This is a genomic window from Arthrobacter sp. APC 3897 (assembly GCF_030407495.1).
GTDB lineage: Bacteria > Actinomycetota > Actinomycetes > Actinomycetales > Micrococcaceae > Arthrobacter_B.
In genome coordinates this window covers 26,020-45,516 of the sequence record NZ_JASDDG010000019.1, presented here as the reverse complement: position 1 = coordinate 45,516, position 19,497 = coordinate 26,020, and the positions used below count along the sequence as shown (strand labels likewise).

The window sequence follows — 19,497 nt, the reverse complement described above, 5'->3', positions numbered from 1 at the left end:
TTCCGGTCAATGAACGGGGCTGGTTAGAGCCCAACCTCATCCGCAGAGACAAAACCGGAGTCCACCAGCGTGCCCTGCACGTCATCCTTGACCACTACCTGCGGCTCCAGAATGTAGGTGGGGACCACCTTCACCTCGTTGTCGTAGGTCTCGGTGTCATTCACTTCCGGATCTTCCCCGGCCACCAGCGAGGCGATCATGGTGTCCACCTGGGCACCCAGTTCACGGGTGTCCTTCCACACGGTCATGGCCTGCTGGTCGTTGAGCAGCGCCTTGATGTTGGCGGCGTCGGCGTCCTGCCCGGTGATCAGCGGCCAGTCGGTGCCGGGCGTGTAGCCGGCGGCCAGGAGGGAGGATTCGATGCCCAGCGCCAGGCTGTCATTGGGCGAGAGCACGACGTCGACCTGGTCACCGCCGGTGTAGAAGGACTGCAGGCGGTTGTCCATCTCCGACTGGGCATCCGCTGACTTCCAGCCCAGGATGCCGATGGAGGTCCAGGCGTCATTGTCCGCCGGCGACTTGCCCGAGGGCACCACCAGCTGGCCGCTTTCCACATAGGGCAGCAGCACGTCCCAGGCGCCGGAGAAGAAGAAGGAGGCGTTATTGTCATCCGGGCTGCCGGCGAAGGGCTCCAGGTTGTACGGGCCCTCACCGTTGGCCAGGCCCAGTTCCTCCTCGATGAACTCGCCCTGCAGCTGGCCCACCTGGTAGTTGTCGAAGGTGGCGTAGTAGTCCACCGCGTCGGTGCCGTTGATCAGCCGGTCATAGGCAATAACGGTGACGTCCTGGTCCTTGGCGCTTTCCAGGGTCGGGCCGAGGGTCTTGCCGTCGATGGCCGCCACCACGAGGATCTTGGCGCCGCCGGCCACCTGGTTCTGGATCTGGCTGATCTGCTGATCGGTCTTGTCTTCCGCGTACTGCAGGTCAACGGTGCAGCCCCGGGCTTCAAGTTTTTCCTCCAGCCCCTCGCCGTCGTTGATCCAGCGTTCCAGGCTGCGCGTGGGCATGGAGATCCCCACGTTGCATTCGGCGGCGTCGCCGTCCTCCGAGGCATTGTTGGACCCGGCCGGGGCGCAGGCGGACATGCCGGCAGCAAGTCCGAGGGCCAGACACAGGGTCGAAAGATGCTTGATTCGAGTCATTGTTGAGCCTTTGAAAAAGGATCCGGCCCCGCGGGGTTGGCCTGGCGCCGCGGGAAACGGCGGGAGACCCCGCTCATGCACCGCAGGTCCGGATCGGACGGATACAACGCTGTAGCGCCCCGTGACGAGCAACCGTCACCTATTTGCGGGCTGAGCCAACAATTCCACTCCGACCGCATCTGGACAAGAGATTTTGGAATGTTTATGCGAACGCAACATCGCTCCTGCCGCGATGGGAGTAGCGGCGGCCCGCCGGTCCGTCGGCGGGCATCGAGACCCCGTGCGGCATCGGCTTTTTGGCGGTTGCTCCCTGCGGATCTGTGCCCACTCTTTACTGGGTCCTGCAGCGGTGCGAAGACTGGGCACGGGCAACGACGCCAACCGGGAGCACCCCGGAGCCACCAAAGGAGCAATCATGGTTACTCAGAACCAAGGCAGCACAGCACTCATCACCGGAGCCGGCAGGGGAATCGGCCGGGCTATTGCAGAGCGCTTGGCCGACGACGGTTTCAATATCATCGTGGCGGATGTCCCCGATGCCAAAGACAATGTCGATAGCGTCGTCGCCGCGGTCCAGGAGCGGGGCAGGGAAGCCGTGGGCGTATTCGGCGACGTTTCAAACCCCGATGACGTGGCCCGTTTCGTGGCCGAAGGCACCACGGCTCTTGGCGACCTGCATGTGTTCGTCGCCAACGCGGGGATTGCCCAGGTTGATCCCATTCTTGATGTTGAGCCCGCCGCGTTGGACCGCATGCTCGACGTCAATATCAAGGGCGTCTACTACTGCTACCAGGCAGCAGCCCGGCAGTTCATCGCCCAGAAAAGCAGCGGCAAGATTATCGGAGCAGCATCGATAGTTGCCTATCGGCCCTTTCCCCTCCTTGCCTCCTACTCAGCGACGAAGTGGGCAGTCAGAGGGCTAACCCAAGCTGCTGCCATGGAATTCGCGAAGCATAAGATCACCGTCAATGCCTACGCTCCCGGTGTGGTGGGCACGGCTATGTGGGACCTCATTGACGAGCGCCTCACCACCATTGAAGGCACTCCCCGCGGCAGCGCTCTTGAGCGCCAGGTGGACGGCATCCTTGCGGGGCGGGTCTCCGTCCCGGAGGACGTCGCCAAATTGGTGTCGTTCCTGTCCGGTCCTGATTCTGATCACATGACCGGACAGACCGTACTGATCGACGGCGGAATCAACTTCGCTTAGCCGGCATCAGCAAGGCGGGTTCCGGGGAAGTGCGCTGCAGGCATGCTTCCCCGAAACCCGGTGAACAGTGTCCCGGTGAGTCTTTACTGCTGGGGCGTCGGCTGCCCGCGCACCGCGGACCATGCCTCGCTCACGGAGGCATCCGCCAGCGGCTGCCATCCGTTGTCCTCCATCAGGGAGACCACGGTGTCACGGTTGAGGTCACGCTCCTCGTTCACCGCTGCGGCCGAGGGGTAGCAGACCCACAGCACGCCGCCGGATTCCACGGCAGCCGCGGCACCGGACAGCTCATGGGCCAGATCTGCTGCTGAGCCTGCAAACAGCACGACGACGTTGGCCGGGTTCCGCGAGCCGGATTCGGCCAGGTACGCCTGGGCAGGCAGGAACGGCGCTACCTCCGGACGGTCTGCTGCACCATAGACCGTGACCCGGTCCTCCGTGGAAATCCCGAAGATGCGGGCAGCAGTTGAATCGGATGACATGTGGTGGAGCTCCATTCCAGGGGTGAGACTGTGCGGTTACCTGCGGTCCGGCGAGCAGGCAGGCCGGACGAACTTCCATTCTTTCAGGTCGCCGGCCCGAAAAGCCGAAGCGGACCGTATGGACGAAAAGCGACTGTGCTCGCGCTGTCGTCGGATTCAGCCCGCCAGCGGCGAAAGCACTTCCACCCGGTTGTTGAACGGATCCCGGCAGTGGAACCGTTCGTAGCCCTCAAAGGTGTGCCGCTCTTCCCACGACACTTCAAACCCCGCCGATTCAATCGCGGCACCGAGGACTTCGAGCTCCTCGGGTGAAGCCAGAACCAGTGCCGGGTGAGCTTTCTTGGCGGGAACAAACGGCGTATCGACGCCCAGATGGATTTCGGCAACCACGGCCTCGCCGTCGAAGGCGCGGAACCAGCACCCGCCGCGTCCGGCCAGGGACGGAGGCTTGGGCACCTCGGTCATACCGAGCGCGTCTCCGTAGAAGCTGCGCGCCTGATCTTCCCCGCCTTGGGGTATCGAGACCTGTACATGGTGTAGCCGCATTCTGCCCCCCCGGGTGTTGTGTTGTACGCCGTCGCGCCGGAAGTGGCCGCCGGACAAGGTCATCATTGCATGCCGGGGACACCGTGGGTGCGGCGGCAAACAGTGCGGCGGCAAACAGTTCAGCCGAGCTCGAGTCCGTGCTCGGCAAGGGCCCGCTCAATAATGTCCAGGGCTTTGGGCCCCAGTCCGTGCAGAGCTGCAAGCTCCCTGCGTGGAACTCCAGACAGACTCCGGAGCGATGAGTACCCCGCAGCGTCCAGCGCCCGGGCTGCAGGGGCTCCAACCTTGGGAAGGGCATTTAGCGGTGTTGTCATCATCGGTCCGATCTGCCGGCGGGACGAACAGACGACACGTTAGGATCCGGCGCAGGCCCGGTCAACCAAAAACGGTCCGTGGCTGCTTATCCCCCCGTATGCGGATGACCAGGCGAAAACGGACCGGGAGATCCCGGTGTTCGTCCTGGAGCGGATGGATTAGTCAGCCCATCCCCACCCCTTCCCCTGCGACCAGTGCCGGGGCGCGGCGGGCGTAGCCGGTGGCCTGTTCAAAGGCCCGTGCCACCTGGAGCAGCTGGAAATCCTGCCCGTGGTTCATTACCATCTGCAGGCCCACCGGCAATCCCTCAGCGCTGAAGCCGGCCGGCATGGACAGCGCCGGCAGCCCCGTGGCTGAGATGACACAGGCCGAGCGCATCCAGTCCAGGTACGTGGGCAGCGCCTGGCCGTTGATGGTCTCCGGGTAACGCTGACGCGCGTCAAAGGGCAGTACCTGGGCGGCCGGTGCCAGCAGCACGTCGTAGCCGCCGAAGAATTCGTGGACCTTCAATGCCAGCCGCGTACGCGCTGCTGCGGTGGCGGCGATGTCCTGTCCGGTCAATTGCTGTCCCTGTTCCACATTCCACCGGATTTCCGGCTTGATGGATTCAGGGTGATCCCGGACCAGGTCCCCGAGGGTTTGGACAAACTCCAGGGCGCGGACGTTGCGGAACACCAGGTCTGCATCCTGCAGGTCAGGGGTGGCCTGTTCCACTCTGGCTCCGAGCTCTTCAAACACTCCGAGCTGGGCTTCCAGCACCCGCAGCACTTCCTTCTCCACCGGGATCCCCAGGCCAAAGTCCGGGGTCCAGCCGATCCGCATCCCGGTCAGGTCACGCTCCAGCGGCTGCGCGAAGGTTTCCGGCGAGAGGGAGGGCAGCACAGCCGGTCCCGGGCCCGGCCCGGCGACCGCGGTGAGCATCAGGGCAATGTCGGCAACGTCGCGGGCCATCGGGCCGCTTCGGGCCAGCCAGCTCCACAGATCGCGGCTGGGCCAGGTGGGCACCACGCCGGCCGTGGGCCGGAACCCCACCACATTGCAGAACGACGCCGGGATCCGCAGGGATCCGCCCATGTCGCTGCCGTCGCTGATCGCCTGGATGCGCGCACCCAGGGCAGCGGCCGCCCCGCCGCTGCTGCCCCCGGCGCTGAGGTCCGGCGCGTACGGGTTGGTGGTGGTGCCGAAGACCTCGTTGAAGGTGTGTGAACCGGCGGCGAACTCGGGCACGTTGGACTTGCCCGTGGTCACTGCGCCGGCGGCCTTCAGCCGGGCGATGATGAGGTCATCGGCGTCGGGCACAGAATCCCGGAACAGGACGGACCCCTGGGTGGTCCGCATTCCCCGTGTGTTGTGGGTGTCCTTGTGGGTCATGGGCAGCCCGTGCAGCGGCGGCAGAGAATCCCCCGCCGCGGCTGCGGTGCGCTGGTCGGCGGCCGTGGCCAGCGCATGGGCGCCCTCCGGGTCCAGCGTCACCACCGCATTAATCTGCGGGTTCACCGCCGAAATCTGCTCCAGCTGCGCGTCCAGGGCCTCGCGGGCGGAGAGCTGTTTGGCCCTGATGGCCCCGGTGAGCTCCACCGCGGACATGGCCTGAATGGCCTCGGCGGACGGTGTCAGCCCCATGTTCAGGCCCGTCCTTCCACTCCGAGGCGCGTGCCGATGGCGGCGAGCGCGGCGGCCAGCCCGGTGCCGAGCGTCGGTTCCAGCTCGGGAGCGAACTCCGGCGAGTGGTTTCCGGCCACCTGATCACCGGCGTCGATCCTGGCGGCGCTGGTGGAACCGAACATCCAATACACGGAGGGGACGCCAATGGCGTCTGCCAGCAGACCGAAGTCTTCGCTGCCCATCACCGGCGGAACCACACTGACGTTCTCCTCCCCCAGCGCTCCCCGGAGCCGGGCCAGCACTTCCGCAGTGGCATCGGGATCGTTGTAGCAGCGCGGAAAGCTGGAAATCTCCTCAATCACGGGATCCGGAGCGTTGGAGGCCGCGGCTTCGGCGGCGATAATCCGCTTCAGGGCGCCCAGTACCTGCTCGCGGATGGCAGGTTCGAAGGTCCGGACATTGACGGTGAATTCGGCGCTGCCGGGGATGATGTTCTCCTTCAGCCCGCCGTGGAAGGTGCCGATGGTGATCACGGCGGAGTCCCGCGCCGGGACTTCCCGCGAAAGAATGGTCTGGATCCGGACAATCATGTGCGCACCCAGCACAATCGGATCAATCGATTTCTCCGGCTGCGACCCGTGCGCCTGCTTGCCGATGACGGTGATCTTCCAGGAGTCCGCCATGGCCATGGCAGTGCCGCTGCTGATTTCCAGCCCTCCGGCCACGCCGGGCCAGACATGCTGCCCGTAAATCACCTCGGGCTTCGGAGCCTTGTCCCACAGCCCGTCCGCCACCATGGCCTGTGCTCCCGCGGCGGTCTCCTCGCCGGGCTGGAAGATGAACACCACGGTTCCGCTCCAGGTATCGGTGCCGCGGGCCAGCAGTTCGGCGCTGGCCAGAGCCACTGACATGTGGGTGTCATGGCCGCAGCCGTGCATCACCGGCACCGCGGTGCCGTCCTCCAGCGTGCCGGTGGCGGTGCTGGCGTATTCCAGACCGGTGTTCTCCGCTATCGGCAGCCCGTCGGTGTCCGCACGGAACCCCACCACCGGTCCGTCCCCGTTGCGCAGGACGCCGACGACGCCGGTGCCTCCGCAGGTGAAAGCCTCAAGCCCCAGCTCCTGCAGCCGCTGCAGCAGGAACGCCGCCGTCCCGGATTCCTGCATGGACAGTTCCGGATTGGCGTGCAGGTAGCGGTACGTTTCGTGCATCTTCTGCCGGTCCGCAGCGGTATAGCCGAAGGCGGTGAGAATGGCCGGTGCTGCGGTTTCGGTGTTGGTGCTCATGGATAAACCTTTCAGTTGCGGGCGCGGCCCGGTGGAGTGGGGAGGCCGGCGGGCAGCGGTGCCCGCCGGCGTCAATCTGCTTGAGCCGGACTAGTTGACCAGCTCGGCCTTGCCGGCGGCGGCGTTGCGGTCCCGGACAAACCAGGCCAGCACCGCGGTAACCACCACGCTGATGCCGGTGGCCAGCTTGGCCAGGGCCGGAACAAGCGGAACCAGGACAAAGATGACAAGGAGCGCCACGCCCACGGCAACGATGGTGATGCGGGGCTGCTTGGCGGAGAACACCAGCTGCACGATCACGGCGCCGATGATGGCCGGGAAGATGTAGATGCGGGTAACTTCCATGACTTCCAGCGGAACCAGGCTCAGCAGCCATGTGCCCAGCAAACCGACAAAGATCAGCATCGACATCACGTGCACCATGGCGGCGCCGCAGATGGCCATGATGGCGGAGAAGTCGGCCTTTTTTGTACCGGACTTCGCACCGATGGTGGCCTGGGCAACCATCGCGGCGGGCAGCAGCTTGTTGGCCAGGTTTCCGATCATGAAGGCCTGGTACATGGCTGCCGGTCCCAGCACCGGGTAGTAGGTAATGGGTTCAACGAACCAGAGCACAAAGAACGAGGCGCCCACGGCGAGGGCCGCGGTGAGCACCATGGTGCCCGTGACCCCAAGGTCGGCGAAGAAAACCAGGTAGGCGGGGCCGGCCAGTGAGAGCAGCAGTGCTGCGGTCATGGTCAGCTGGCCCCACCGGGAGGTGGTGCGGTCGAATTCGGCGAGCGCGGAGGCCTGGGCGCCCGTGGCGGTGGTGGACATAAGCCGTTCTCCTTCGAAAGTGGGGGTAGTTAGGCGCCGGCGGTGTGGGCGAGGTAGGCGATGACCAGGCCCAGCACAATGGAGATGCCAAGTCCCCACTCACGCAGCCAGGGCGCCTGCAGCCGCTTGGCCAGGAACAGGCACATGGCCATTACGGCGGCGGACGCAGCGACGGTCAGCACATGCACGCCGCTCTTGGGCAGCTCGGCCACGCCAAGGCTGGCGAAGGCGCCCAGCAGCGCGGCAGTGGGGATGATCGCCATCAGGGCCGGGTTTACCTTGCGCAGCTTGGTGTCGCCGCGGCGAAGCAGCGGGGTGAAGATCAGGCAGCAGACCATCCACATGGCTCCGGACAGGCTCATGGCGGTGAATGCCACGGCGTATACGGTCTGGGTGTAGTCCGCCCCGCCCAGTTCCGCGCCCATCGTGCCGGCGGCAATGGAGGCCGACGCCGTCTCGGTTGCCGCGGAGCCCACCAGCCCGATCCGGGTGAGGACGGCGGGGGTGCCGAACAGGGACAGCAGGGCGATGCTCACCAGCACCACGGCCAGCGACGGGCCGACTGCGGCCACCGCTCCGGCACGGAAGGAGGCACGCAGTTCGGCCTGGGAAATGTCCGCGGCGGGGCCGGCCTTGGCGGCGGCCTTCATGTAGATCAGGCTCTGGATGATGACGACGGCAAACACCGCCAGCGCGAACACCCAGAGAATGGGGGTATTCGCCACCTGGATGATGTTGGTGGAACTGCCGTCACGGGGAAGGAGAGGGCTCATAAGGTACTCCTTGGAGTTGTGTGGGGAGTGGTGGAGAACTTGTGCTGGTCCAGCCGGACCAGGGTGTCCGCGAGGACCCGCACGCCGGTGGCTATGTGGTCAGTGGCAGTGAATTCCTCCGGGCAGTGGCTCTTGCCGTTGGCTGAAGGAATGAAGATCATGCCCATGGGCGCCAGTGCGGCCATGTGAACGGCGTCATGGGTGGCGCCGCTGGGAATGGGCATCCAGTCAATGCCGGCAGCCGAGGCGGCGTCGCCGGCAAGGTCCTGCACGCTGTCCGAGGCGCGGACCACGGTGTTGTCCGTGGACCAGCTCAGGTCCGCTTCGACGTCGTACTCCGCCGCGCGGGCCGCGATTTCAGCGGCCAGCCGGCTGCGGGTGCCGGAGAGCCAGGACTCGTCCACGCTGCGCACTTCCCCGTGCAGGCGGACCAGGGACGGCACCACATTGGGCGAACGGGAGGCGTTTTCCAGCCGGGTCACGGTGGCAACGCCGTGCTCCGGGGCACCGCAGCCCTCCGACCGGATGGCCAGCACTGCTTCCGCGGCAGCCACCATGGCGTCCCGGCGGTCGTCCATGGGACGGGTTCCCGCATGGTCCGGCGTGCCGGTGAAGCTGGCCACCAGGCGTTCGATCCCGGTGATGGCGGTGACGATGCCGACGGGCAGGCCGCGTGCTTCCAGGGTGGGTCCCTGCTCGACGTGCAGCTCCAGGTAGGCATGCGGACGCCGTTTGCCCGTCCAGCCTGCAAAGGACAGCAGCGCGGACGGGTCCACCCCGAAGTCCGCATAGGCTGCAGCCAGGGTTTTCCCCGAATAGTCGGTCCGGGCCAGGTCCGCGGCGGTCAGTTCTCCGGCCAGGGCGCGGCTGCCCAGGCAGCTGAGGCCGAAGGCATTGGACTCTTCACCGAGGAAGTCCACCACCAGCAGGTCCCGTTCCAGGACGGTGCCGGATTCGCGCAGCAGCCGCACGGCTTCGAGGGCGCCCAGGACACCGACAACGCCGTCGAACCGTCCGCCGCCGTCCACCGTGTCCGTGTGTGATCCCGTTACCAGTGCCGGGGCGGCCGGGTTCCGTCCCGCGAGCCTGCCCACAAGATTGCCCGCCGCGTCACGATGGACCTCCAGGCCCGCGGCACCCATCTGCGCCTGGACCCATCGGCGTGAGTCGAGGTAGGACTCGCTGAAGACTTCACGGGTCCAGCCCTGGCGTCCCGGGGTGTGGAACTCGGACAGCCCGGCAATGGCGGCATTGAGACTGCCGGTGATTTCCCCGGCGTCGGACAACGACACAGACAAAGGCTTACCTCCCGAAATGCAATCGTTTGCACAACACTTTGTGCAGAAGGCCCGGTGCCGGGGAGAGTCGGACCACTTCCCCGGGCGGGCTTGGGCACCACACTCACACAGCGGCGGGAAGGGCGTCTATAGCCAGCGGATTAATTCCAAATTATTTCTTCCGCAACAAAGCCGGACGTAAATTGTTTAATTCGATTGTGTAAACCGCCCCGGCACGGGCAGCGTCATGGCTTACACTTGCACCTCCGGCGCCGCCGGTGCGTCATGGGTTTTCCCGATCGGAGGGGGCACGAGCCATCAGCGATACCAGCCCCCGCCAGCTCCGTCCCGCAACTCTTGAGGACGTTGCCCGGCTGGCCGGCGTCCATGCCTCCACGGCTTCGCGGTCTCTGGCGGAACGTCCGGTGCGCATCAGTTCGGCCACCGTGGCCCGGGTGCGGGAAGCCGCCCGCACCTTGGACTACCAGCGGGACAGCGCTGCGGCAGCCCTGCGCACAGGCAGCTCCCGGCTGATAGGAGTGCTGGTGCACCGGCTGACGGATCTGGCGCTGTCCACTATGTACGCGGGAGTGGACCTGGCAGCGGCCGCAGCCGGCTACAGCGCGGTGGTGGCCAACGGGCTGGATGATCCGGTAGTCCGCCGCGGGCGTCTGGATGCCCTGCTGGCCCGGCGCATTGACGGCGTGATCCTGGCTGATGCGCGGCTCGATGACACCCTTGCCGAACGTTTACAGGAACTGGGCGTCCCCTATGTCCTGGCCATGCGCACTCTGCCCCGCCATATCAGCGTCAGCACCGATGATCTGGAAGGCGGCCGGCTGGCCGCCCGGCACCTGCTGGAACTTGGCCACCGCCGCGTAGCCGTGGCGGCCGGTGATCCGCTGGCCAGTACGGGACGGGACCGCACCGCCGGGTTCAGGGAGGTCTTTGCCGACGCAGGCCTGCCGGTTGCAGAAGACCAGGTGGCAGCCACCGGGTTTGGAGTGGCTGCCGGGCATCAGGCCGGGGATCTGCTCTGCCGGTCCGGTCCGGCGCCGTCGGCGGTGTTCGCAGTGGATGACCTTACGGCGGTCGGAGTCCTCGGCGCGCTGCGTGACGCCGGCCGGACGGTGGGATCCGACGTCGCCCTGGTGGGCTACAACGACGTCGAACTGGCCGCCGATCTGCCGGTGCCGCTGACCTCGGTGCGCTCCGACCGGGAGCAGATGGGCCGGCTGGCGCTGGAAGTACTGCTGGACCGGATCGCCGGGCGGGACGTGGCTTCAGTCCTGCTGCCTCCGGTGCTGGTGCCGCGGGCGTCAACGCTCGGCGTCGAACCCGGCGGTCCCGATGGATCCGTGAGAAGGGACCGCTAGCCCTCCTGTCCCGCAACTGCCGGACTGCGGCGCTCTCACCGCTTCGGCTGCCTTTTCCGCAAAGAAGACGACGACGCAGCCTGCCTGGGCTGCGCCGTCGTGGTGCCTCTGCGTCGTTGCGATTAGAGGGAAAAGGCCGGTACTAGTTCCCGGACCGCTTTACATACTGGCCGCGGGGCTCGCCCACCATGGCGCCGTCGCCGAACACCTTGCTGCCGCGCAGATAGGTATCCGTCACGGCCGCAGTGAGCTCGAAGCCCTCAAACGGGGTGTAATCCTGGGTGGACATGGAGTCCTCGGCACGGACCGTGTACTGCACGCCGTCGTCCACCAGGCAGAAGTCTGCGTCGAAGCCCACCGCCAGGTCGCCCTTGTCTGGCATGCCGTAGCGCTCAGCCGGGTTCTTGGAGACCAGCTCCGCGATCCGGTTGTAGGACAGCCCGCGCTTGCGGCCCTCGGAGATCATGCCCGGCAGCAGGTATTCCGCGCCGCCGAAACCGGACTTGGCCAGGAACACGTCATCCCGCGGGTCTCCGAACTTGGTCTCGTCCTTGCAGCAGGCATGGTCAGAGGTGACCCAGGAAAAGTCTCCGGCCAGCAGGTGTTCCCAGAGCGCTTCGACGTCTTCCGGGGAGCGCAGCGGCGGGTTGACCTTGCCGCCCATGTTGGCGGTGTTGTAGTCCGCCAACAGGTGGCCCACGGTGACCTCACGGCGGAAATTGATGTGCGGGAAGGTCTCCTGCATCATCATGGCCGCTTCGATGGCCTTCCGGGAGGACAGGTGCAGCAGGTTGATGTTCGGCAGCTCGGTCTCGTACGCCAGGTAGGAAGCGATGGTGATGGCCAGCCCCTCCGAGTGCGGCGGCCGGGACGCGCTGTAGGCTTCAAGCCCCTTCAGCTCGCCTGCATCCTCCACCAGCTTGGTGTAGGCGCGCATGATCTCCGCGGTCTCGCAGTGCAGGGACAGGGAAATCTGGTCCGCAATGTCCGCATACTTCGGATCCCGGCGGGCCTTTTCGATGGCACGCATGACAAATTCGAAGTGCGCGTAGTCGTAGGAGTCCTCCGGCGGAATCATCAGGAACTTGCCCTGGTCGCTGGACTTGCCGTGCAGGCCGTGGATTCCGTAGAACATGAAGATCTTGAAGGACGGCACGCCCATGTCCAGCAGGTCCGGGATTTCCTCGATGTGTTCCTTGAGGATGGGTGCCACATGGAAGCCGTAGTCGATGTAGGCCCGGCCGTCCGCGGCCTCCAGGATTTCCGGGAAGATCTCCTTGTAGGGGCCGGACTTGTTCAGGTAGTAGGCGCCGGTGCGGATGTAGGTGATGCCGCTGGTGACGCCGCCCTGCGCGCTGGCGCGGCTTTCGGACTCGGTGTCCTCGCCCAGCTCGTTGTAGATGCCCCAGTGCTGGTGGACGTCCACCACGCCCGGGAACAGGTGCTTCCCGCCGCCGTCCACCACTTCGGCGGCGGTGGCGGGATCAATGTTGGCCTCGATGGCGGCGAACTTGCCGTCCTTGATGGCAAGGTCGAGGGCTTCGGCGCGGTTGCCGCCGGGACGGACAACCTGGACGTTCTTTACCAGCAGGTCATAGTTGCTCATTTGTTTCCTCTTTCTACATTGGGGAGGTTTGTGGGGGTGCCGGGCACCGGGGTGTCGGCTGTGGAAAGGTCCTTGAACAGGACGGAGAGGTCGGTGCAGTCCTGCAGCGTCCGGCAGGTTTCGCGCAGATGGTCGCGGGCGCCCGGGTCCAGGGTGCGGCGGGCGTTGTCCTCGAATTTGCGGCCCAGATCCTCAAAGCCCAGCGGACGCTGCGGCCCGCCGCGGGTGGTGAGGACCTTCTCGGTGACGGTGCGGCCGTCGGTGAGCCGGGCGGTCAGCACGGCCGGGAACTGCATCGGGAAAATCGCGGTGCATTCGTCGTCGGGCACCACATCCACGCGGGCCATGATGGCCCGGCGGACGGGGTCCTTGGCGAGCTCGTCCGTGTAGTCGTCCAGGCCCACTTCCAGGCCGCCGCCGCCCAGCAGCCCGGCGGCCACCGCGTACGGTCCGGAGAACTGGGCCATGTAGCCCGTTTCCGGCTGCTGCTTGACTGCCAGCGGTTCGCCGATGGTGCGCAGGTTCGGTGCCGGCACGCCGAGGGTGAAGGATTCGACGTCGTCGGGCCCGATGCCGGCGCGGCGCAGCGCGGCCGCGGCGTCCACCGCGGCGTGGGTGAAGTGGTTGGCCGGATAGGGCTTGAAGAAGATGTCCGGCACCTGCCACCGCTCCCCCAGCCCGTCGGTGATGGCGTCCGGACTGTACTTGCCCTGCAGCCACGCCTGGAAGAAGCCAAACCTGCCCTCCAGCACGGTGGGCGGGCCGGTGAGCCCGTAGCGGACCAGTTCCACCGCGCTGACGGCGGCGTGCGCGGCCCAGCCGCAGTGGATGCGCTTGACCGTGCCGCCGGTGCGGTTGGATTCGATGATTCCCGAGGCCATGGATGCGGTGACGCCCAGCGCATCGGTGACCAGCTGACCGTCGCCGAGCAGTGCGGCTACCCCGGCTGCGGCGCCCATGGCCCCGCAGATGGAGGTGGCGTGCTGGCCGTGCTCAAAGAAGGTGGAGTTCTTCGCCTCCACGTCATAGCCGGCCATGCCCAGCCGGACGCAGATTTCCAGTCCGACGGCGATGGCGCGGATGGTCGCCCGTCCGTCCTTTCCGGCGGCCTCCGCAGCGGCAAGGACTGCCGGGATCACGCTGGCACTGGGGTGCAGCACGGAGGGCAGATGCGTGTCGTCATAGTCCAGCGAGTGGGCCAGGACGCCGTTGACAAACGCGGCCTGGCTGGCCGGCAGCCGGTCAGCGATCCCCACTGCGGAGGCCGACGGCGTGCCGCCCTGGTCTGCGGCCCAGCGGCGGGCGGCCCGGCTGGTGTCCAGTGGGGCTGCGGCGGCGGCGATGCCCAGGATGTCCAGCACCCGGGCCTTGACGCTCTGAATCACCTCGTCGGGCAGGTCCTCGTAGCGGGTTCCCGCGGCGAAGTCGCCAAGTTGCTGTGCCAGGGTCCGTTCCCCGGCGTCGACGGCGCTCATGCGCTCACCAGCGCCAGCGGGCGGACGGGGGATCCGGTGGCGCCGAAGATGTTCAGCGGCACCAGGACAAACGTGAATTCGTAGATCCGCCGCTGGGCCAGTTCCTCCAGGTCCAGGGCTTCGATGATGTAGATGCCGTTTTCCACCAGGAACACCCGGTGCGCCGGCAGGGACGCGTGGCCGCCGCCGGGGGCCAGGCATTCAAAGGCGATGCTGTCCGCACCGGCGGCATGGATGCCCTGCGCGGCGAGCCATTCGGCGCCGTCCTCGCTGATGCCGGGCACTCCGGAGTCCTTGCCCACGTAGGCGGTGCCTTCGGCGAACCTTCGCCCCCAGCCGGAGCGGATCAGCACCACGTCTCCTTCGCGCAGGTCCACCTGCTGGGCGGCCAGGCAGCCCTGCAGGTCTGCCACGGTGATTTCATAGCCGCCCTCCAGCACGTCGACGCCGAGGTGCCCGGCGGCGTCCAGGAGGATGCCGCGGCGGACCATGGGCTCGATCGTGTGCACCCCGTGCTCCACGTATTTGCCGCCCAGGCAGGACTGGCCTGCGTCCGCCCCGCCGAACAGCTTGCCGTCCTGGCTGACGTGCGCGAGCGCATCGATGTGGGTGCCCACGTGGGTGCCGGTGGTGATCATGTCATTCGCGGCGCTGCCGCCGTCGGCGCGGACCATGTCCCCGTGCCGGCGCGGCAGGGTGTGCCAGAACTGCGGATGGTTGGGTGATTGCGGCATGCCGACGCTCAGTTGCCGGCCAAGATCCACGAAGGTGATGCCGTTGGTGACTGCTTCCAGCAGTGCATCGCTCATTTGATGACGTCGCTTTCCCTGAGACTGGAGACCTGTGTGTCCGAGTAACCGATTTCGTGCAGTATGTCCGCGGTGTCCGCGCCGAGGCTGCGCCCGGTGAACCGGATCTGCCCCGGGCTTTTGCTGAGCCGGAACATCACGTTGTGCTGCAGCAACGGGCCGAGTTCCGGGTCTTCCACTTCAAGCAGCATCTGGGTTTCACGGATGTGCGGGTCCTCCACCACATCGCGGGCGTCATAGACGGCGGCGACGGCAGCGCCTGCCGCTGAGAAAGCCGCCAGCACATCTTCCCGGCTTCGGTCCGCGATCCAGCTTCCGACGTACGTGTCCAGCTCCTCCACGTGCTCCACCCGGGTGTTCCCGGCAGTAAACCACGGCTCGGCAATCACTTCCGGATGCCCCACCAGTTCCATCACGCGCTCGGCAATGCGCTGCGCGCTGGTGGAAACGGCCACCCACTTTCCGTCCTTGGTCAGGTAGGTGTTGCGCGGAGCGTTGTTGGTGGAGCGGTTGCCGTGGCGCTGTCCCACCTCGCCCAGCTGCTGGTAGACGGTGGGGCTGGGTCCCACCGCGGTCATGATGGGTTCCAGGATGCTCATGTCCACCGTTTGCCCCTCGCCGGTCTGGTCCCGGTGGCGCAGGGCCATCAGGACAGCGGAGGAGGCCGCGATGCCGCAGATGCTGTCTGCCAGTCCAAAAGCCGGAAGGGTGGGCGGGCCGTCTGCCGGCCCGGTGAGATGGGCGAACCCGCTCATGGCCTCGGCCAGCGTGCCGAAACCAGGCCGGTCCTTATACGGGCCGGTCTGGCCGAAACCGGTCAGGCGCACCAGGACCAGTCCGGGGTTCAGCTCCGCCAGCACTTCCGGGCCCAGTCCCCAGCGCTCCAGGGTGCCCGGACGGAAGTTCTCCACCACAACGTCGGCCGTCGCAGCCAAACGCCGAAAGACCTCGGCACCGTCCGGTGTGCTCAGGCTCAGACCGAGGGTGCGCTTGTTGCGGGAAATCTCCTTCCACCAGAGGGAAACCCCGTCTTTGCTCTCTCCATGTCCGCGCATGCTGTCACCCATTCGCGGGTGCTCAATCTTGATGACTTCAGCACCGAAGTCACCAAGCATCTGGCAGCAGAGCGGACCGGCAAGAATGGTGGACGCGTCCAGGACCCGCAGGCCCTGCAGCGGACCGGTGCCTGTGCCTGATTGCTCAGGGGATACAACTTGCTCGCTCACGTTGTCTTGTTCCGTTCTCATGGTTGGTTCAAATCTGGGGGGGGTTGCCGCCCGTGGGACGGATGTCAGGGACCCTGCGGGTCCGGACCGTTGGCGGCTGCATCTTCGGCTGCCAGCAATGCCAGTCCCAGGGCCGGCAGCAAACCGTTGCCGGCCAGATAGCCGCCCGCCCCGTGCCCGGAGATACCGTTGGCTGCACCGCCCGAGGCGTAGAGCCCGCCGATGGCGGTGCCGTCGGCTTTCAGTACCCGGGCGTTGCCGTCCACCCGGAGCCCGCCCTGGGTATGGAAGAGGGCGGGAACCACTGAGATGGCACCGATTCTTCCGGCCAGGGGCTCCTCCCAATGGGTCCGGCCGTAGCTGTCCACAGCCTCTCCGGCTGCGATCCGCTGTGTCTGGTCCAGGGTTTGCCGCAGTCCCGCAGCGCTGATCCCGGTGGCGGCGGCCATTTCGGCGACATCATCGGCCCACTTCAGGGCGCCTGATTCAACGGTCGCTTGGAAGTCCGAGAAGCTTTCGCAGGCCTCGAAGATCCGTTGGTCGAGCACTATCCAGGCCTGCCCGTTGGCGTGCTTCAGGGATTCCAGGGCGTACTCGGAATATCCCATGGTCTCGTCGCCAAAACGCTGGCCTTCCGCATTCACCAGGAATCCCCCGTGCATCACGGTGGCCCAGCCGGCCAGCGTTGCCGACGCCGCTGCGAGCGCTGCATGGCCCTGATAAGCATCCAAATAGGCCGTATCGGCGCCAAGCCCGGTGCCGATGCGCAGTGCGTCTCCGCGGGATTCTTCGCTCCCGTAGTACTGGGCGCCGGCAATTTCGGGAAGGTACTTGCGGACCAGTTCGGTGTTATTGCCGAATCCGTTGGTCGCCAGCAGGACGGCTCTGGTGGGGATTTCCTCGTCCCCGTCCGGGGTCTGAACGACGACGCCGGTGACCGCTCCAGTCTCGGTGGTCACATCCATCAGCCGCGCGGGACTGTACAGGTCAATCAGGGGTTCAGCAGCAACACGTTCCCAGATGCCGTCCAGCAGTGCGGTGCCGATTCGGCCCGGAACGGTATGGCAGCGGTGGTTGCTGTGTCCGGGATAGGAGAAATCCGTCACCAGGCTCAGGGGCAGCTTGAGGTCATCCGCCATCCATTCCACCAGCCGGGCGCTGACCTTGGCCAGCGCTGCGGCGAGCACGGGATCCGCGGTTCCCTTGGTCTTTGCCATGATGTCCGCGACAAAAGCCTCCGGCGAGTCCCGGACCCCGGCCTCCGCCTGCCAGCGGGAGCCGGCTCCGGGGATCATGGCAGTGGACATGGCGGTGTTGTTTCCGCGGCGGAAATGTTCATTGGGTTCAACCACCAGGACGGACAGTCCCAGCTGGGCGGCGCGCAGGGCAGCGATCAGCCCTCCGCCCGCGCCGGCAACCACCAGATCGGGTCCGGCGAAATCGTCTTCGCTCATTGGGCTTCTCCTTCCGGGGAGGTCATCGGGGGCATCAAGGTGTTGAGGAGGCCTGCTGCATCGGCTGTGGCCGGCAGGCCGCGGACTGCCTCATCCAGCCGGCTGGCTGGGCCGGCGCCGATCAGGGCGGCCAGTTTGGTGCCGAGGCCGGCGCGGTCCAGCGGGAAATGATCGACGTCGCCGCGCGGGTTGGGCGACTCGGCGGCGGTAACGGTGCCGTCGGTGAACCGGATCTCCAGCCGGGTGCGCCGCTGGTCCGGCAGCACCCGGTCATACGCCGGATCGGCTGTGACGCTGACCTTGGCGGCCAGCTGCTGCGCGGCGTCGAACCCCGGAGCCTCCGGGGCCATGCTGGCCGGAGAGATTTCCCCGGCCAGCAGCGCGTTGGCCACTACAAATGGAAAGTCGAACATGGCCGCGAGCCGGTTCCGGGGCCCGCCGTTGCCGGCGCCCGGGAACAGCGGTGCGGCCAGGGAATGGGTGTGCACCCGTACTTCGGTGACCCGGTCCGGTTCGAAGGGCTCCGGCCTCAGTTCCAGGGCAAGGTCCACGGCTCCGTGCGTGTAGGAGCAGGAGGAGTGCAGCTTCGCGTAGCCCTGCGGAAGCAGCCAGTCCCGGCCGAGTCCTTCCACCAGCCGCTCCGGGTCCAGGGTGCCTGCCAGCGTACCCAGGCTCATGGCTGCTGCACCGTCATTGCCTGTCAGTCCGGACGCGGCCAGCCGAGCGGCGTTCAGTCCGGCCAAGTTGGCGCCGGCGGCCCAGAGGTTGCGGGTGTACTGACCGCCCAGCACCATGTCCCAGGCTGCTACCTGCACCAGCCCGGCGGCGGCGTCGATGGCGGCCGCGATCTGATCCGCCGGCAGCCGGCGGATCAGGGCAGCTGCGCAGGCAGCACCGCTGGCACCCCAGTGTCCGTGGGTGTGCCAGCCCGGGTTACGGGTCAGGGCTCGGCCAAATCTGGCAGCCACTTCATAGCCTGCGGCCACGGCGGTGAGGAATTCCTTGCCGGACACCGGCCGGGATTCTCCCTGGACGGCGGCCATCGCGGCGAAGACTACGTGCACGGCGGGGTGGCCCTGGGCGTGTTTGTTGCCCTCATCCAGTTCCAGCTGGCAGGCGGCCACGGCGTTCAGGAACGCAGCGGTCTCGGGTGTGGAGTTGATTCCGCTGCCCAGCACGGGACAGTCCCCGGGTGCGGCCTGCCAGGCGGTGCACAGCGCCTGCTGTTCCCGTGTGACGCCACCGGCCGCCGTGACGCCCCACAGATCCGTGAGCATGAGGGCCAGGCGTTCACGGACCGGTTCGGGCAGCCCCGCGTAGTCCAGATCCGCGGCGAAACGGGCCAGCTCGTCCACGGCTGAGCCGACGGCAGCGGCAGTTCCGGACAGTTCCGGGCGGGCAGCCAGGCTCATGCCGGAACCTTCCCGAGGTCGGTGAGCAGGCCCGCCAGCTGCAGGGCCAGGGCAGCGGGATCCACCAGTACCGGGCCGCCGGGGCTCCGGCCGGTCAGGTTCACGGCGGAGCAGGCGTTCAGGACATAGTCGGCAGAGAGCCCGGTCAGGGCGGAATCCACGGCCTTGTTCCAGCCGGAATCGTCGGCAATATCCGCCAGCGTCAGGCCCAGCACGGACACGGGTTCGTGCAGGCCCAGCCCGTAGGAGGCCACCTTGCGGTCGAGTTCGCGGGCAATGGCCTCGTTGCGGGCCACCGCGCCGAAGGTGGCGCCGGCGCCGTCCAGGAATCCGGCACCCAGCCGGGTCAGGCCCAGCATCGGGCGGCTCTGCTCGCGGGCGCCCGGACCAACGCCGGGGTCCAGCACGCAGTCGGGCAGGAAGGCATCCACGCCGTCGGGGTCCGCCATAGCGAACCATTCGGTGACGGCCGCCTCGGAGGCGGCGACGTCGTCGTCGGTCTCCAGGGCCCTCGGCACGGAGGAGCCGGTGCCCAGGTTGTGCAGGGTGACGGTGAGGCCGGCGGGAGCCAGCCGGGTGTAGCGCTCCTGCCGGCGCTTCAGTTCGTCCTCGGGAACAGCGATGGGGGTCACTGCAAGGATCTGCATGGTGTTCCTTTCAAATTGCCGGGCATGCGCGGGGCATGGGGCC

Annotated in this window: 17 protein-coding genes; 2 read left to right on the top strand and 15 right to left on the bottom strand. The window is 66.8% G+C overall.

Going from position 1 to position 19,497, the window contains the following annotated elements; all coding sequences use genetic code 11:
* Window positions 1-23 precede the first annotated feature (23 nt).
* The gene (gene chvE / locus QMA10_RS10595; protein WP_290168177.1) at window positions 24-1,142 is read right to left on the bottom strand and encodes a multiple monosaccharide ABC transporter substrate-binding protein; all 1,119 of its coding nucleotides are present in this window, start codon (window positions 1,140-1,142) and stop codon (window positions 24-26) included.
* A gap of 415 nt (window positions 1,143-1,557) precedes the next feature.
* Between chvE and QMA10_RS10590 the strand changes: the two genes are divergently transcribed.
* Window positions 1,558-2,349, top strand: coding sequence for an acetoin reductase (locus QMA10_RS10590; RefSeq protein WP_290168175.1), 792 nt, complete (start codon window positions 1,558-1,560; stop codon window positions 2,347-2,349).
* A gap of 83 nt (window positions 2,350-2,432) precedes the next feature.
* Here QMA10_RS10590 and QMA10_RS10585 read toward each other — a convergent pair whose 3' ends face one another.
* The 7 genes from QMA10_RS10585 to QMA10_RS10555 form a co-directional block, all read right to left on the bottom strand.
* On the bottom strand, window positions 2,433-2,831 hold the full coding sequence (locus QMA10_RS10585) for a hypothetical protein (protein WP_290168173.1): 399 nt from the start codon (window positions 2,829-2,831) through the stop codon (window positions 2,433-2,435).
* 156 nt (window positions 2,832-2,987) lie between these two features.
* A complete protein-coding gene (locus QMA10_RS10580) occupies window positions 2,988-3,377 on the bottom strand; it encodes a VOC family protein (protein WP_290168172.1) in 390 nt (129 codons plus the stop codon).
* 477 nt (window positions 3,378-3,854) lie between these two features.
* Window positions 3,855-5,315, bottom strand: a complete 1,461-nt coding sequence (locus QMA10_RS10575; protein ID WP_290168169.1) for an amidase — start codon at window positions 5,313-5,315, stop codon at window positions 3,855-3,857.
* A 2-nt stretch (window positions 5,316-5,317) separates the two neighbouring features.
* A complete protein-coding gene (locus QMA10_RS10570) occupies window positions 5,318-6,508 on the bottom strand; it encodes an amidohydrolase (protein ID WP_290168238.1) in 1,191 nt (396 codons plus the stop codon).
* A 165-nt stretch (window positions 6,509-6,673) separates the two neighbouring features.
* The gene (locus QMA10_RS10565) at window positions 6,674-7,399 is read right to left on the bottom strand and encodes a hypothetical protein (protein WP_290168167.1); all 726 of its coding nucleotides are present in this window, start codon (window positions 7,397-7,399) and stop codon (window positions 6,674-6,676) included.
* A gap of 29 nt (window positions 7,400-7,428) precedes the next feature.
* Complete coding sequence (locus tag QMA10_RS10560; protein WP_290168164.1) at window positions 7,429-8,172, bottom strand: DUF5058 family protein; 744 nt, start codon at window positions 8,170-8,172, stop codon at window positions 7,429-7,431.
* Window positions 8,169-9,464: a M20 family metallo-hydrolase gene (locus tag QMA10_RS10555; protein WP_290168163.1), complete on the bottom strand. Its 1,296-nt coding sequence runs from the start codon at window positions 9,462-9,464 to the stop codon at window positions 8,169-8,171. The genes QMA10_RS10560 and QMA10_RS10555 overlap by 4 nt, the downstream gene beginning before the upstream one ends.
* A 263-nt stretch (window positions 9,465-9,727) precedes the next feature.
* Here QMA10_RS10555 and QMA10_RS10550 point away from each other — a divergent pair, with 263 nt between their 5' ends.
* Window positions 9,728-10,825 (top strand): LacI family DNA-binding transcriptional regulator, encoded by a 1,098-nt coding sequence (locus tag QMA10_RS10550; protein WP_290168162.1) that lies wholly within the window; start codon window positions 9,728-9,730, stop codon window positions 10,823-10,825.
* A 142-nt stretch (window positions 10,826-10,967) separates the two neighbouring features.
* On the opposite strand, the gene QMA10_RS10545 is transcribed toward QMA10_RS10550, so the two are convergent.
* The 7 genes from QMA10_RS10545 to QMA10_RS10515 form a co-directional block, all read right to left on the bottom strand.
* A complete protein-coding gene (locus tag QMA10_RS10545) occupies window positions 10,968-12,431 on the bottom strand; it encodes a dihydroorotase family protein (protein ID WP_290168159.1) in 1,464 nt (487 codons plus the stop codon).
* Window positions 12,428-13,906: an MmgE/PrpD family protein gene (locus QMA10_RS10540; protein ID WP_290168157.1), complete on the bottom strand. Its 1,479-nt coding sequence runs from the start codon at window positions 13,904-13,906 to the stop codon at window positions 12,428-12,430. The genes QMA10_RS10545 and QMA10_RS10540 overlap by 4 nt, the downstream gene beginning before the upstream one ends.
* Window positions 13,903-14,715: a cyclase family protein gene (locus tag QMA10_RS10535; RefSeq protein WP_290168156.1), complete on the bottom strand. Its 813-nt coding sequence runs from the start codon at window positions 14,713-14,715 to the stop codon at window positions 13,903-13,905. Before QMA10_RS10535 ends, QMA10_RS10540 begins: the two co-directional genes overlap by 4 nt.
* Window positions 14,712-15,941 carry a CoA transferase gene (locus QMA10_RS10530; RefSeq protein ID WP_290168154.1) on the bottom strand — a complete coding sequence of 410 codons (1,230 nt, stop codon included), beginning with the start codon at window positions 15,939-15,941 and terminating at the stop codon, window positions 14,712-14,714. The genes QMA10_RS10535 and QMA10_RS10530 overlap by 4 nt, the downstream gene beginning before the upstream one ends.
* 65 nt (window positions 15,942-16,006) lie before the next feature.
* Complete coding sequence (locus QMA10_RS10525) at window positions 16,007-17,395, bottom strand: FAD-binding protein (RefSeq protein ID WP_290168152.1); 1,389 nt, start codon at window positions 17,393-17,395, stop codon at window positions 16,007-16,009.
* Entirely contained in the window at window positions 17,392-18,807 is a 1,416-nt protein-coding gene (locus QMA10_RS10520; RefSeq protein WP_290168151.1) for an MmgE/PrpD family protein, read from the bottom strand. Before QMA10_RS10520 ends, QMA10_RS10525 begins: the two co-directional genes overlap by 4 nt.
* Window positions 18,804-19,454 (bottom strand): hypothetical protein, encoded by a 651-nt coding sequence (locus QMA10_RS10515; RefSeq protein ID WP_290168150.1) that lies wholly within the window; start codon window positions 19,452-19,454, stop codon window positions 18,804-18,806. Before QMA10_RS10515 ends, QMA10_RS10520 begins: the two co-directional genes overlap by 4 nt.
* Window positions 19,455-19,497 lie beyond the last annotated feature (43 nt).

What these genes read in the sequence shown, in the direction of transcription:
- QMA10_RS10535 (WP_290168156.1), bottom strand. Translation starts at nt 14,715, where the DNA reads ATGAGCGATGCACTGCTGGAAGCAGTCACCAACGGCATCACCTTCGTG.
- QMA10_RS10520 (WP_290168151.1), bottom strand. Translation starts at nt 18,807, where the DNA reads ATGAGCCTGGCTGCCCGCCCGGAACTGTCCGGAACTGCCGCTGCCGTC.
- QMA10_RS10565 (WP_290168167.1), bottom strand. Translation starts at nt 7,399, where the DNA reads ATGTCCACCACCGCCACGGGCGCCCAGGCCTCCGCGCTCGCCGAATTC.
- QMA10_RS10540 (WP_290168157.1), bottom strand. Translation starts at nt 13,906, where the DNA reads ATGAGCGCCGTCGACGCCGGGGAACGGACCCTGGCACAGCAACTTGGC.
- QMA10_RS10545 (WP_290168159.1), bottom strand. Translation starts at nt 12,431, where the DNA reads ATGAGCAACTATGACCTGCTGGTAAAGAACGTCCAGGTTGTCCGTCCC.
- QMA10_RS10575 (WP_290168169.1), bottom strand. Translation starts at nt 5,315, where the DNA reads ATGGGGCTGACACCGTCCGCCGAGGCCATTCAGGCCATGTCCGCGGTG.
- QMA10_RS10590 (WP_290168175.1), top strand. Translation starts at nt 1,558, where the DNA reads ATGGTTACTCAGAACCAAGGCAGCACAGCACTCATCACCGGAGCCGGC.
- QMA10_RS10560 (WP_290168164.1), bottom strand. Translation starts at nt 8,172, where the DNA reads ATGAGCCCTCTCCTTCCCCGTGACGGCAGTTCCACCAACATCATCCAG.
- QMA10_RS10585 (WP_290168173.1), bottom strand. Translation starts at nt 2,831, where the DNA reads ATGTCATCCGATTCAACTGCTGCCCGCATCTTCGGGATTTCCACGGAG.
- QMA10_RS10525 (WP_290168152.1), bottom strand. Translation starts at nt 17,395, where the DNA reads ATGAGCGAAGACGATTTCGCCGGACCCGATCTGGTGGTTGCCGGCGCG.
- chvE (WP_290168177.1), bottom strand. Translation starts at nt 1,142, where the DNA reads ATGACTCGAATCAAGCATCTTTCGACCCTGTGTCTGGCCCTCGGACTT.
- QMA10_RS10515 (WP_290168150.1), bottom strand. Translation starts at nt 19,454, where the DNA reads ATGCAGATCCTTGCAGTGACCCCCATCGCTGTTCCCGAGGACGAACTG.
- QMA10_RS10570 (WP_290168238.1), bottom strand. Translation starts at nt 6,508, where the DNA reads ATGCACGAAACGTACCGCTACCTGCACGCCAATCCGGAACTGTCCATG.
- QMA10_RS10580 (WP_290168172.1), bottom strand. Translation starts at nt 3,377, where the DNA reads ATGCGGCTACACCATGTACAGGTCTCGATACCCCAAGGCGGGGAAGAT.